Origin of the sequence: Amycolatopsis sp. NPDC051102 (assembly GCF_040682815.1) — a bacterium.
Classification (GTDB): Bacteria; Actinomycetota; Actinomycetes; order Mycobacteriales; family Pseudonocardiaceae; genus Amycolatopsis.
Genome location: NZ_JBFBBT010000018.1, coordinates 114,797 through 128,428 on the forward strand (window position 1 = coordinate 114,797; position 13,632 = coordinate 128,428).

The 13,632-nt window shown below is 61.3% G+C and carries 9 protein-coding genes and 1 tRNA gene; 6 read left to right on the forward strand and 4 right to left on the reverse strand.

All coding sequences use genetic code 11. The annotated features are described in order from the left end of the window. Positions 1 to 207: 207 nt before the first annotated feature. From AB0M93_RS36070 to AB0M93_RS36085, 4 genes are all read right to left on the reverse strand, one after another. The gene (locus tag AB0M93_RS36070) at positions 208 to 1,617 is read right to left on the reverse strand and encodes a HAMP domain-containing sensor histidine kinase (RefSeq protein ID WP_364282358.1); all 1,410 of its coding nucleotides are present in this window, start codon (positions 1,615 to 1,617) and stop codon (positions 208 to 210) included. Continuing rightward, positions 1,614 to 2,306 (reverse strand): response regulator transcription factor, encoded by a 693-nt coding sequence (locus AB0M93_RS36075; protein ID WP_043789320.1) that lies wholly within the window; start codon positions 2,304 to 2,306, stop codon positions 1,614 to 1,616. Before AB0M93_RS36075 ends, AB0M93_RS36070 begins: the two co-directional genes overlap by 4 nt. Before the next feature lie 66 nt (positions 2,307 to 2,372). Then, a complete protein-coding gene (locus AB0M93_RS36080) occupies positions 2,373 to 2,981 on the reverse strand; it encodes a TRIC cation channel family protein (RefSeq protein WP_364282361.1) in 609 nt (202 codons plus the stop codon). After that, positions 2,982 to 3,635: a response regulator transcription factor gene (locus AB0M93_RS36085; RefSeq protein ID WP_003087851.1), complete on the reverse strand. Its 654-nt coding sequence runs from the start codon at positions 3,633 to 3,635 to the stop codon at positions 2,982 to 2,984. Positions 3,636 to 3,908: 273 nt separating this feature from the next. Here AB0M93_RS36085 and AB0M93_RS36090 point away from each other — a divergent pair. The 6 genes from AB0M93_RS36090 to AB0M93_RS36115 all read left to right on the forward strand — a co-directional run bounded on the left by AB0M93_RS36090 (position 3,909) and on the right by AB0M93_RS36115 (position 13,621). Then, positions 3,909 to 3,981: transfer RNA gene (locus tag AB0M93_RS36090), tRNA-Arg, on the forward strand. A gap of 425 nt (positions 3,982 to 4,406) precedes the next feature. Continuing rightward, positions 4,407 to 5,567: an RNA polymerase sigma factor RpoD/SigA gene (locus tag AB0M93_RS36095; RefSeq protein ID WP_364282364.1), complete on the forward strand. Its 1,161-nt coding sequence runs from the start codon at positions 4,407 to 4,409 to the stop codon at positions 5,565 to 5,567. Positions 5,568 to 5,572: 5 nt separating this feature from the next. Beyond that, complete coding sequence (locus AB0M93_RS36100) at positions 5,573 to 8,662, forward strand: helicase-related protein (RefSeq protein ID WP_364282367.1); 3,090 nt, start codon at positions 5,573 to 5,575, stop codon at positions 8,660 to 8,662. Further along, positions 8,659 to 10,299, forward strand: a complete 1,641-nt coding sequence (locus tag AB0M93_RS36105) for a hypothetical protein (RefSeq protein ID WP_364282370.1) — start codon at positions 8,659 to 8,661, stop codon at positions 10,297 to 10,299. The genes AB0M93_RS36100 and AB0M93_RS36105 overlap by 4 nt, the downstream gene beginning before the upstream one ends. Positions 10,300 to 10,548: 249 nt before the next feature. After that, the gene (locus tag AB0M93_RS36110; protein ID WP_364282373.1) at positions 10,549 to 12,441 is read left to right on the forward strand and encodes an AAA family ATPase; all 1,893 of its coding nucleotides are present in this window, start codon (positions 10,549 to 10,551) and stop codon (positions 12,439 to 12,441) included. After that, a complete protein-coding gene (locus AB0M93_RS36115) occupies positions 12,428 to 13,621 on the forward strand; it encodes a restriction endonuclease (protein WP_364282376.1) in 1,194 nt (397 codons plus the stop codon). The genes AB0M93_RS36110 and AB0M93_RS36115 overlap by 14 nt, the downstream gene beginning before the upstream one ends. Positions 13,622 to 13,632: the final 11 nt, after the last annotated feature.

Below are 13,632 nucleotides of genomic sequence, written 5' to 3' on the forward strand. Positions count from 1 at the left end.
GAACTTCGAAACACCAGGTCACGGCGCAGTCGGCCGATGAGCCCCCGCGTCAGGTGAACAACACCAGCACCGGCGGTGAACGGGACCACATCGACCGTCACGATAAGCGCCACGGCGACCAGCGGCCCGGCGAAAGCGACGAGCCACACCGGCAGCCCCCACTCCGGCCCCTCGCCGCGACACTGTCCATTCCTGGCCGCGAACGGGTCAGCCGGGCGCCCCCGGCAACCGGATCGTCATCAACGCGCCGCCTTCGGGCGCCTGCGAGGCGTACACCGCCCCGCCGTGCCGCTCGGCCGCGTGCTTCACGATCGCCAGGCCGAGACCCGAGCCGGGCAGCGTCCGCGCCTCCGACGAGCGGTAGAAGCGGTCGAACACCTTGGGCAGGTCCTCGTCGGCGATGCCCGGCCCCGCGTCGGCGACCTCGACGACGGCCGTGCCGTCGCCGAGCGGGTACAGCCGCACCCAGACCGTCGCATCGGGCGGCGAGAACTTCACGGCGTTGTCGAGCAGGTTCAGCACCGCGCGTTCGAGCGCGCTGTTGTCGCCGGTGAGCACCCAGGGCTGCAGCGAGACGTCGAAGTTGATCTCGCCCGCGCGGCGCCGCGCCCGGTCGAGCGCGCGCTCGACGACGTCCAGCAGTTCGACGCGTTCGAACCGCTCCCGCGGCTCGTCCTGGCGGGCGAGCTCGACCAGGTCGCCGATGAGCTGCGTCAGCTCGTCGAGCTGGCCGCTGATGTCCGCGATGATGTCGACGCGGTCCTCGTCCGGCAGCGGCGGCGCGCCCGGCTTGCTCGCCGCGAGCAGCAGCTCGAGGTTGGTGCGCAGCGACGTCAGCGGGGTCCGCAGCTCGTGGCCGGCGTCCGCGACCAGCTGGCGCTGGCGTTCCTGCGAGTCCGCGACCGTGCCGAGCATGGTGTTGAAGGTCTGGGTGAGGCGCGCCAGCTCGTCGTCGCCGCTGACCGGGATCGGCCGCAGGTCGCCGGTCCTGGAGACGCGCTCGGCGGCCGACGTCAGCCGGTCGACCGGGCGCAGGCCGGTGCGCGCGACGGCGGTGCCCGCCGCGGCGGCGACCAGGATGCCGGCGCCGCCGATCAGGAAGAGCACCAGCGCCAGCTCGTTCAGCGTGCGTTTGGTCGGGCCCATCGACTGCGCCAGCACGATGGCCTCGCCGTGCCCGGTCGGCAGCGCGACCACGCGGCTGTCGGAGCGGAAGTCCGTCCGCAGCGACTCCGGCGAATCCCCGTTCGCGACGGCCAGCTCGTCCTGGCCGAACGGCGGCGGCGAGCTCGACAGCGGGTAGGTCATCACGGCGTGCTGGACGTCGGGCGCCGCGTTGAGCTGCCCGATCTGCAGATCGGCGCTGGCGAGGAACGCGCCGGGGACCTGCCGCAGCTCGGTCTGCACCTGCGGCGAGTCGGCCGCCGCCTGCGCGCGCGCCATCAGGCTGTCGTCGAGCTGCTGGTAGAGGTTGCTGCGCACGACCATGTACGCGCCGATCGACACCAGCGCGACGGCGCCGGCGACACAGGCGGCGGCGAGCAGCGTCACCCGGCCGCGCAGCGAGAACCGGCGGGCTCCCCAGCGCGTGCCGCGGGGATCGCTGGGTTCGGTCACGGCGGGGTTTCCCGCAGGACGTACCCCACTCCCCGCACCGTGTGGATCAGCCTCGGTTCCCCCTCGGCCTCCGTCTTGCGGCGCAAATAGCCGACGTAGACCTCCAGCGCGTTGCCCGACGTCGGGAAGTCGTATCCCCATACTTCCTCCAGGATCCGGCCCCGCGTGAGGACGTGCTTCGGGTAGGAAAGGAACAGTTCCAGCAGTGCGAACTCGGTCCGGGTCAGGCTGATTTCGCGGCCGCCGCGGCGGACCTCCCGCGTGCCGGGGTCGAGGGTCAGGTCCGCGAAGGACAGGACCTCGGACGCCTGGCCGTTCGGCCCCTCCGGGATGGCGCGGCGCAGCAGCGCCCGCAGCCGGGCGAGCAGTTCTTCGAGCGCGAAGGGCTTCGGCAGGTAGTCGTCGGCGCCGGCGTCCAGCCCGGACACCCGGTCGGAGACGGTGTCGCGGGCGGTGAGGACGAGGATCGGCAGGTCGTCACCGGTGCTGCGCAGGCGGCGGGCGACCTCCAGGCCGTCGAGCCGGGGCATCATGACGTCCAGGACCATCGCGTCCGGCCGGTCGGCGATGATCGCCTCCAGCGCCTGCGCACCGTCGCTGGCCAGCTGGACCTGGTAGCCGTTGAACTCCAGGGACCGCCGGAGCGACTCACGGACGGCGCGGTCGTCGTCCACCACAAGGATGCGCATGGCGATAGTTTTACGCAGCGTGCTGAGACCCGCCTAAGAACACACACAGAACTAACAAAGGATTTCTCACTCGGGACCGCGCGCGACCGGGGCGTTCCAGTGCCGCCAGAGCCCGATCACCCGGACGCTGACCACCGCAGCGGCCGCCACGAGCGTCACCGGCCCCTCCGGAAGTCGCGCAGCGTGACCGGCGGCGACGAGCACCGAGCCGGCCAGCGCGGCCACGGCGTAGATCTCCTTCCGCAGGACGAGCGGGATTTCCCGGAGCAGAAGATCGCGCACGGCCCCGCCACCGATGCCGGTGGTCATCCCGATCAGACACGCGGCGTAGACGGTGGTGCCGGCGTTGAGCGCGATGGTCGTCCCGGCGGTGGCGAAGACACCGAGCCCGAGCGCGTCCGCGAGCAGGACGCCCCGCCGCAGCCGCGCCACCTGCGGGTGGAAGACGAACACGACCAGGGCAGTCCCGGCGCAGACGGCGAGGGAGGGCCAGTTCCGCAGCGTCGTGGGCGGGTGGATGCCGAGCAGGACATCCCGGATGACGCCGCCGCCGAGAGCGGTGGTGAGCCCGACGACGACAACACCGAAGACATCGAGCCGCGCCCGCACGGCGGCGAGCGCCCCGGACGCGGCGAAGGCGACGAGCCCGAGGAACTCCAGCGCCGTGAGCAGCATCTACTGGTCGAGCAGCCCACCGCGGTAGGCCAGCAGCGCGGCCTGCACCCGGTTGGCGGCACCGATCTTCGAGAGCACGGCGGAGACGTAACCCTTGACGGTGGCTTCGGAGAGGTGAAGCCGCCCCCCGATCTCGGCGTTGGACAAGCCCTGGCCGATGAGCGCGACGACCTCACGTTCCCGTTCGGACAGCGAGGCGAGCAGCTTGCGGGCGGGCTGAGCAGCGCGTTGTTCGTCCCGATGCGACTGAACCATCCGCGCGGCAACGCCCGGGTCCAGCACGGCACCCCCGCGCGCGAGGTCCCGGACCGCCCTGAGCAGCGCCGCGGGGTCGATGTCCTTGAGCAGGAAGCCGTTGGCCCCGAGCCTGAGCGCCAGGCTGACGTACTCGTCGATGTCGAAGGTGGTCAGCATGGCCACGGTGGGCGGATCGGGAAGGGCGAGGATGGCCCGGAGAGCACGAATGCCGTCGTCAGGGGCGCGCATCTTGATGTCGAGCAGGGCAACATCGGGGTGGTAGCGCCGGGCAACCTCCACGGCGGATCTGCCGTCGCTCGCCTCGCCCACGATCTCGATGTCCTGGGCCCCGGACATCATCGCGCGCAGCCCCGAGCGCACCAGTTCCTCGTCGTCGGCGAACATGAGCTTGATCAACGAAGCCCTCCGCAACAGCCAGTAGGAGGCGGCTCCCCGCGTCCCGTTAACGAAGGTTACCTACTGTTGTTCAGCAGTTCGAAACCAGACACGACCAGGTGAGGCACTGGTCCGTCCAGGTCAGGTGCGGTCCTCCGTCCGGCTGGGTGTATCAGGGGGCTTGCCGGCGCTTGAGAACCACTCACCTGGGTGACGACGAGAGTCGGGCTACGCCATCCGTGCCCCTGCTGCTGCGGACCGGCCCGGCAAGCTAAGCTGACCGGGCAGTAGCACGCCCTCGTAGCTCAGGGGATAGAGCACCGCTCTCCTAAAGCGGGTGTCGCAGGTTCGAATCCTGCCGGGGGCACATCGTTCCAGCAGAGCGCGCGGCCAGCTCGAATCACGAATCCCACGGGCGTCTGTGCTCAGCCGGTGACGGCCGACGAGCGCCGGCCAAAGCGCAAACGGCAATGTCCCGAACCGGCCGGGATTCACGTACTTCACCCGCGATCGCGCAAGTCGACACGCCACAGTCGTAACCGAGTCGGCACAGCCGTCGAGTGCCAGCCACCGTTCCACCCGGTTTCACCTCACTTGAGGTCGATGCGAGAGCAACCCAAGCAACGCATGGACCCGAATGAACACCGACAAACGACTCACTCGCTCGGTTCCGACGCCGCCACGGTGGAGTTTCCTTCGACGACTACGACATCCGAGTGAACCACACGAAGATCGCTAACAAGCACCAAGGCCCGCGCGACCATAGGGCACTAAGAGCTTTGCGGGGGAAGAATGGACGACAAGGTGGCTCGGGCCATCACAGCGCTCCTTGACGACCGCGAACGAACCGGCTCCGTCTCCCTCGAAGACGTTCACCGGGTCTTCCAACGCCGCGGGCTCGACGCGCAAGGCGTAGCGGCGGGGCTGCGCGCCTTGGAGACCCACGGAATCGACCTCCTTTCCGCCGCAGGAACCGAGCAACAACCGAGCCAGTCAAAACCCGAGGTACAACCGGCCGATCACCATGACTTCGAACATGGAACTGTCGACGGGCTCGCGATTTTCCTTGGTCGCATCCGCCGACACAGCCTACTCACAGCACAAGACGAGGTGACCCTCGGTCGCCGGATGCACGCAGGCCGACAGGCCGCTGAGGCAGCTGCCGCAGATGAGCTGGACATGAAACACTCGGATTTCTTGCTCGAAGACGCTCGCATCGCCCGGCAAACGATGATCCTTGCGAACATCCGACTTGCGGTCAACGAGGCATCGAAGTCCATCTATCAAAACCGCGGACTCCCCCTGGAAGATCTGATTCAAGAAGCCATAATCGGATTGTTTCGCGCCGTCGACAAGTTTGACCACACTTTGGGTTACAAGTTTTCGACATACGCCACATGGTGGTTACGACAGTCACTTCACCGCGCCATCGGAAACCAAGGACGAATTGTACGATTACCAATCCATGTCAACGACGAGCTTTCTTCCTTGCGGAACGCGCGATCCCGAATATTCAGCCGATCCGGCAAAGAGCCTAAACTTCAAGAACTAGCAGACGAGCTCGACTGCGACCTGGCAAAGGTGGCTTTTCTACTCGACTTGTCATCTGACGCAATCAGTCTCGATGAAATCATCGGAAGCGACAAGGCAATAATTGATTTCGTGACCTCGGAAAGACTGCCAACGCCAGACGCAGCATTTACCGAGAAAGACCTGCAGAAGCAACTCGCCAAGACGTTGCATGAGGCCGACCTCACCGAAAGAGACGTTGAGATCCTATACCGACGCCATGGCCATGGGAATGCATCGCTCGACGGCTGCGACACACTTGACGTCATCGGTGCCGACCTCGGGGTGACCCGCGAGCGCGTACGGCAGCTGCAGAATAAGGCTCTCGACGCGATAAGGTCTTCCAGATCCACATCCGAACTACGCATCTACCTAGAGGACTGAGCCCCGTGCCCCAAGACTTCAAGGTTGCCGCGGCCCGATTCGTGGATTGGCTGGACCGCCAAGTCACAAAGGCCGGCCGCGGCGACGACACCAATCGCTTGGACGTCGAACCGTCAACTCGGTTCTGGCTCGGCCATCTGGCACCCGAGGCAGAAGTCGCCGACGCGCAAATGAGGTACGGAGAAAGAGGCGAGCGCCTCTCCCCTTGTGCCATCGGTATCCGATTACGGCCAGATGGCCCTGCGCCATGGTCGTTCGACGTCAGCGTCGCTTGTCGCGCGTGGAAGCAGGACCGCGACAGCAAGCCACTACCTTGGGTTCGTTCGGAAGTGTTCCGTGCGGCCCTACGGCTCGACATCTCGGATTCAGGTACCGCTTCCGTCCGACTTGATGACCTCGGCGTCCAATTAGCAAGTTGGGGCGCTGACGCGCTTTCAGCGACTCTTCGAGTCACCCGCGAGACGCGACGCGGACAGACGGAACTCTTCATTCACGTCGTGAACACCTCTCCCAAGCGTCCGAGGAGATCGAAACTCAGTCACCATCTGTATGAAGTCAAGTTGACCCTTTCCGGCTTGAATACCCACCCTTTTCTTCTCGAAGCGCTGCCCGACTCATTCCGTTACAATCGAGAAGTTTCGGCTTACGGACACAATTGTGGGGTCGAACTCGTCGACGGCGTCTTCAGTACCATGGACACAATCGTCGTCGAGCGCGGGCGACCATCGTACGACGCGATCGAGCACGGATTCAACTTGAAGTTCGCCGAGCTGGCCACCAACCCCCTACCGCAGCTGCGGAAGCTTGTCGATGACTTCCAACAATGGCTGGAGAACACTTGGAGCGCCAGTTCCCTCGACGCGGTATCTGCGAGCATGGGCTGGACCTCAGAGATGGCAGCTGCAGCCAAGAACGAAGCCGAAGCCGCGTTCGCGGAAGCCGACCGACTGCGACAGGGGACCGAACTACTGGAAACTGACGCAAATCTTCTTCGCGCATTCAAACTGATGAATGAAGCCATCGCACACAGTGCAGAACTCGCCGATGGGACTGCGAAGTACGACGGTTGGCGACCATTTCAACTTGCCTTCCTGCTCACCGTACTTCCTTCACTGACGCGAGCAGAAGGCCAGCTCGACGTGGTCGACACGGTGTGGTTCGCCACCGGAGGCGGCAAGACGGAAACATACCTCGGCCTACTCGTCACTGCGGCACTGTACGAGCGCCTCAGCGGGCGAACAACCGGAATAACTGCATGGAGCCGGTTCCCACTACGAATGCTGTCACTCCAGCAAACTCAACGATTCGCAAATGCTCTTGCCGGAGCGGAGATCGTTCGACGTCGAGAATCAATAGGCGGATACAACATATCTCTGGGGTTTTTCGTCGGGGGTTCGTCGACACCTAATAGGATTCTGCCGGAGCCGACTGACTCATACCCCTTCGACATCGAAGATGATGCCGCTCCAGCCCGCGAACAAGTGCTGTTGGAATGCCCGTTCTGCCATTACGACAGTATCGAGATGGCGTTCAACCGCGTACCTTGGCGGTTGGAGCATCGATGCTCACGCAGAGATGTCGGGTGCCCATGGCCGAACGAAGCACTACCTTTCTACATCGTCGACGACGAGATTTACCGCTATCTACCCACTGTCGTCGTCGGGACGCTCGACAAGGCAGCGCTGCTTGCATCACAGGCGTCCATGCTCGGATTCTTCGGCCCACCAAGAGGCCTTTGCTCCGTTCCTTCGCATGGCCATGTGTATGCAGCACGCTCTTCGAAACCAAGCGGGTGCCTCGTTCCAGGTTGCCGCGGAACGGCCGAGTCGCTGCCTCAGCCTGACGGCTGGTACGGGATCAGCATCAGACTCCAAGACGAACTCCACCTCCTGCGTGACTCGCTGGGCGCAGTGGATTCCCACTACGAAAGCATCATGGATGCCCTCCAACAATTTCATACTGGGCGCAAACCGAAGATAATCGCATCATCCGCGACGCTGACTGGTCATGATCGACAAGTCGAGGTCCTTTACCAGCGAGACGGTCGAGTGTTTCCTTTGCAAGGCGCCGTCGCCACGCACTCGTTTTGGACAGCTGAGCCAGATCCGACGATAGACGACCGCGGGCTGCTCCGGCGATTCGTCGCAGTCGCGCCACGGGGCGCCACGCACGAGTACGTCAACGACCGCACGACTGAAACGCTGCAGAAAGCAATCCTGCGCCTCGTCCGGCAGCCACAGGCAGTCTGCAAGGAGGCAGATATCGATGTTGCCCACGCTGAAAAGATGGCCAGCTACTACGGCGTCAGCGTCGTGTACGGCACCACACGGCGCGATGTAGAAGCCGCGCGGCGCTCGATGGAGACCGAAATCGACATCGACATGGACTTCAATCCGATCACCCTGACCGGAGAAACAAGGTTCGAGGACGTTCGCACCATACTTGACCGCCTGGAGAGCCCCGAGCCAGAGTATGAAAAGCGCATCCACGCCATAGCCGCTTCTTCGATGCTTTCCCATGGCGTGGACGTCGCTCGACTCAACGTGATGGTGATGTTGGGCTTGCCACTTACTACTGCAGAATTCATTCAAACTACCGCCCGGGTAGGACGCACGTATCCAGGACTGGTGTACGTTCTGCACCGAGTGAGCCGAGAGCGCGACGCCGCAAATTTCCGGCAGTTCGAAGCCTTCGTCCGTCAAGGCGACAGGTTCGTCGATCCGATCCCGGTGACCCGCCGCAGCAGGCGAGTGCTTGACCTGACGCTGCCCGGCTTGGCCGAAGCGCGGAGATTACAAGTACACGAACCGGCCAGCGGGGAGCCACTGACCATGATCAAGAAATATCAGGAGTTCCTGGAGAGACAGGATATCACCGCGACGTCCGAAGGAGCCGTCGCCATGAAGGCTCTCGGATTCAAACCGGATATTGACACAAAACTGTACGGCTATATCCAACAATGGATGGAACGCTGGGCAGACGGACTCAAATTCCCCGCGCCAGATGCACGCTGGCCCAATGACGCACTTCCCGACACGAAACGACCCATGCGCTCACTGCGAGATGTCGAGCCTTCGGCTCCGATCAGGGATTGAAATCGGCGGCAATAGTGAAACTCGGACATAGAAGCAAGAACCAAATTCTTTTCAACGCCCTTCCAGAGCAGACGATCGACATCGATCGCAGAATCTGGAAGGTTCAAGAATGGATCGAGGCGCAGCCGGTCGATGTCGACAGTGGGCGCCTCAGGGAGCACTTGCTCCGGGAGATCTACCCATGGTCGAGCGACTACCGCGACAACGGGTTCAAGCGTGCGCTCGAGCGCAGGGACCCGCTGCAGGTACGATCGGTCAATATCGAAAAGGGCGTACGCGTCGAACCCTTCCCAAAATGGTACGAATGCCGGGGTTGCCATGCGATCGGCTGGGATGAGGCCAGAATTTGCTCCGGATGCAACCGCAAGCGATGGGGCCAACTTCACTTCGTAGGATATCACGAATGCGGCATTCTACTACCTCCATTCGTCGCAAAGTGCCCAAAGCATGAACAACTGAAAATCATCAGAACAGCCTCAACCAAAGTGAGTCAGATCGAATGGGGCTGCCCGAAATGCAGTTGGCGAAATCCCCAGAAGGGGCTCGGCATACGAAAGTGCCCATGCGGCGGCGGTCACATAAGTTACAATGTGCATCGAGCTTCAAGCGTCTATGTCGCTCAAGTTACCACCTTGATAAACCCGCCGTCCGCCGATGACCTCGATGAAATCAGACGTCTTGGCGGTGCAACTCGCGCACTGCACTGGGCCCTCGGAGGAATGATTGGCCACACCATCAACGGTGGACCACAGACGCGGGCCGACATCGAAGCACTGCTAGCGAACCTCCCCGAGATCACGCGAATAGCGATGTTGAATGCGGTTCCGGACTCTGAAATATCCGAATTACCAGCGCTTGATGGTATTCCCGAGCGCCTTCTCCGAGCCGCAGAACAGGAGGCGATGGAACTGGCGCTTGCCGTGCGAGGTGGCCGAGAAACACGTGAAGTTCACCACGGCGGCCTGCTCGGAATTGACCTGGTCGACCAATTCCCTATTCTCCGTGCCGTTTTCGGCTACACTCGCGGAGAAACAGCAGCCAGCACTTTGCAGCACTTTCGATCCAACAATGGAATTTTGATACACGCCGACGCCGGCATGACGGAAGCACTACTGGTCAGGCTGGACCCGATCCGGGTCATAGACTGGTTGCGCGCGGACTTCCCCGACCTGCCCGAGGTGCACACCGAAAAGGATGCACGCGAACTCCTGATTCGCAAAAGCGAAATACCGGGTCGACACGAGACTGTCCAAACGCCGACAGTCGGTAGTCGCGTAGCTACTCTGATACATTCATACGCTCACCGAATAATTCGACGAATTGCTGTTTTCGCCGGAATCGACCGTGAGGCTCTTTCTGAGTTCCTTCTCCCGAGCCATTGTGCGTTCTTCGTCTACGCGCAGCCACGCGGCGAATTCGTATTGGGCGGCCTTCAAGCTTTGTTCGAAGATGAGCTGGACCGCATGCTCGCCGATTTCGTGGAAGCGGAGTACCGTTGCCCACTCGACCCCGGATGCGAACAAGGAGGTAGCGCCTGCCCCGCCTGCCTACATCTTGGTGAGCCGACATGCCGATGGTTCAATCGCCATCTTTCCCGAGCCGTGCTCTTCAGTGAGCATGGGTATCTGACTGCCTAACCTGTTCACATACGAACGCTGTCCTTGAGGTTGCCGATGCTTGAGGTTTCCCGCGCTGCGCGATATATACATGCCTGCTTCGAAACACTGCGAGACGCGGGTGAACCCATTGCCGGACGGCGGGTTCTCGATCTGGTCGAGACGATGGTCGAGCCAACCCGGTTCGAGTCCGTATGCAGCGAGAACGGATCCCCGCGGTGGCACAATCGTCTTCATTGGCACACAGGTGATGCGACGACGGTGGGTTGGATGTCGAAGCGAGATGGCCTGTGGTCGCTCACCGAGGCAGGCGAGGCCGCCTTCGAGACGTATGACGCCGCTCAACTCGCAGGCGAGTTGAACCGTCGATTCGCTGAGATCAGGCGTCAGCGCGTCAAATCCGCGAAAAAGGCCAAAGGCGTCGATCCCGAGTTCGCTATGGCGATAAGCGTCATCGAGCCGGGACTATGGACGTCATGCCAGGATGTTGCCGGGCTCTCCGACGCATCTCCGAAGGCTGTCGAACGGCTCCTGCAGACGATGAAGCCGCCAATTCATGGTGGCCACCGCGTGATCAGATCAGATGGGTCTATCCCAGACGAGGACGCATTGAATCCGCGCTATCGCGGCGGAAAGCTCCTCGGCATACTCAGCTCAGAGGGTGTTGTATTCGACCCGAGTGGCCATGCCTCTGAAGATCAGCGGATGTCGACTACGGATCTCAGTGATCGCATCAATGAGCTTGGCGAGCACATCGAGAATAACGCTCACGTTCCTCGTCGCTGCTGGTTCATCAATGGCTCTTCAGTCGAAGGTCGCGAACTCCTCCCAACTTGGCTGAAGGAGGAATGGATTTCGCTCGCGGCAGGAAGTCTTCGCCCAGTGTCCGCAAAGGCGACTCGCCAAGAACTCTGGCGAATCATCGAAGATGACTATGCACATGAACCTTACTTTGCCCGCGAGCGATACGCCTCCGAATTCACGATGTTCCTACATCGGATGCGGATCGGGGATCTATTCTTCACCGTCGACAACAGTTATGTCAATATTGGTACAATCGAGAGCGATGCTTACTTCGTCGATTCCGAAGACCATCGATCGAATCTTCGACGAGCAGTATCCTGGTCTGCGAATTCTGGCCTAGCATTGAAGATGCTACCTTCCGGGCTACGTGCCAAGCTCCAAACACAATCCGACTTGGTCGATCTGACAGAGTATCTAGCCGTTGTTGAACGGCTGTCGAGTTCAGTTGCCGCGGCGCCGGGGGAGGCTCGCCACGCGCAGGAATTCCCGCGCGTGACGGACGAGCTTGCCAAGAGTCTGCTACTGGAGGGGACCAGTTGGCTTAGCCGGCAAGTCGACCTACTGTGGGAACGCAAGCAGGTGATCTTCTACGGGCCGCCGGGTACCGGTAAGACCCACATCGCGAGAAGCATTGCCGATCACGTAGCCGATCCCAACGCGATCAAACTGGTTCAATTCCACCCATCGTACACCTATGAAGACTTCTTCGAGGGGCTTCGCCCGGAAAAGCGAGACGATGGGAAGCTCATATTCGATCTTCGTCCAGGGCCGCTGCGCCTACTGGTTGACGCAGCAAAGAAAAACCCCGAAAAGCCCTATATCCTGATAATCGACGAGATCAACCGGGCAAACCTTCCCAAGGTGTTCGGCGAGCTTTACTTCTCTCTCGAGTACCGAGACCAGCCGATCAGCCTCCTGTACTCACCAGAGTCGAACTTCACACTTCCTCAGAATTTTTACATTCTTGGGACGATGAACACTGCCGACCGATCGGTCGCACTACTAGATGCGGCCATTCGACGTCGTTTCGCTTTCGTCGAACTGCACCCGTCAAAACCGCCGGCAGATGGCATTCTCGGTGCCTGGATCGCCAACTTGGACGATGCACACAGGTTCAATCGCGATGCACCGGCGGTGCTTGATTTCTTGAACAAAAAATTGAATAACCGAGAACTTTCAATCGGCCCTTCGTACCTTATGCGCCCGGAGATATACTCTCGCGCAGACGGCTTGGATGAAGTGTGGGAGACCTCTATCCTGCCACTGCTGGCTGAGTATCATCATGGTGCAAGCCTCCGCGTCTTGAGGGGTTTCGAGCTTGCCGAACTGCGATCTGAGATGCCGAATGCAACCGGTTGACGGCGTTATCAGACTTACAGAAACGGGGCGAGGAAGCTCATGTCGCGTCGACTTGTCGGCCGACCAGGCTCGTCTACTGCATGAGTCTCGGGTTGTGGACGTGACCGGAGGACCCAAATCGTGGCTCATAAAATCACGCAGTGTCGTAGGCGTCGCCCGCGTGGGCGATCTCGAAGTGTGGATCACGCCGAAGATCAGTATTTCTCGCTTATTGTTTCTCGTCGGCTATTCATCCAATCCGGATGTATGGCGGGAGGGGGAAATCGGACTCGACGAAGCAGCCGGGCTGGTACCTACTGTTGCACAGCTATTCGCACGCCAAGTTGAAACTGCCATTGCCCCCGGGTTGCTGCGCGGTTATCGTACCGAGCATCAATCCTCGTACGTCATGCGCGGGAGATTGAACGTTGCAAGGCAGGTAACACACCACCACGGACGGGTGGTGCCATTCGAAGTGGAACACGACGATTACACGCCGAACATCGTTGAAAACCGATTTTTACTGGCCACCATAGATCGCCTTCTACGGCTTCCCGGTATAGGCGTCGCGCGGTTCGCACTGGAGGAGCAACGCTCGGCAATGGGCTCCCTGGTGGACCCATGGGCCGGATCGCTGATACCCCGATGGCAGCCGACCCGGTTGAATAACCGCTACCATTCTGCCTTGAGGCTCGCTGAAGTCATCTGGCGAGCCTCTTCTCCCGAATATGGTCCCGGATCAGTCCAGGTCAGTGGGTTTTTCTTCACAATGTGGAAAGTTTTCGAGGACTTCATAACCATTGCCCTTGGCGAAAGGCTGTTGACTGCCACGAGAATTGGGCATGTTGATTTTCAATATCACTGCAAGCTCGACGACGAAGATGAAGTCAACCTGTACCCCGATCTCGTATGGTGGTCCAACGGCAAGGTATCAGCGGTGGTTGATGCGAAGTACAAGGTAGAACATAAAAGGGATCGCAATGGTCTACTTTTTCAGATACTGTCTTACTGCGTAGCGCTGGACACCAAGGCCGGACACCTCGTGTACGCGCGAAGCGATCAACCAAGCTCACGTTTTACCGTCAAGCACGCCGGCATAGAGCTTCACCTGCATTCGGTCGATCTTGCCACAAGCTCGTTGGACGACTTGCGAAGGCAGCTCGACTTTCTGGCAGACAAAGTCTCAGGAAATCAACGATGACGATCGTGGAA

What these genes read in the sequence shown, in the direction of transcription:
- AB0M93_RS36115 (WP_364282376.1), top strand. Translation starts at nt 12,428, where the DNA reads ATGCAACCGGTTGACGGCGTTATCAGACTTACAGAAACGGGGCGAGGA.
- AB0M93_RS36075 (WP_043789320.1), bottom strand. Translation starts at nt 2,306, where the DNA reads ATGCGCATCCTTGTGGTGGACGACGACCGCGCCGTCCGTGAGTCGCTC.
- AB0M93_RS36110 (WP_364282373.1), top strand. Translation starts at nt 10,549, where the DNA reads ATGTCGAAGCGAGATGGCCTGTGGTCGCTCACCGAGGCAGGCGAGGCC.
- AB0M93_RS36095 (WP_364282364.1), top strand. Translation starts at nt 4,407, where the DNA reads ATGGACGACAAGGTGGCTCGGGCCATCACAGCGCTCCTTGACGACCGC.
- AB0M93_RS36080 (WP_364282361.1), bottom strand. Translation starts at nt 2,981, where the DNA reads ATGCTGCTCACGGCGCTGGAGTTCCTCGGGCTCGTCGCCTTCGCCGCG.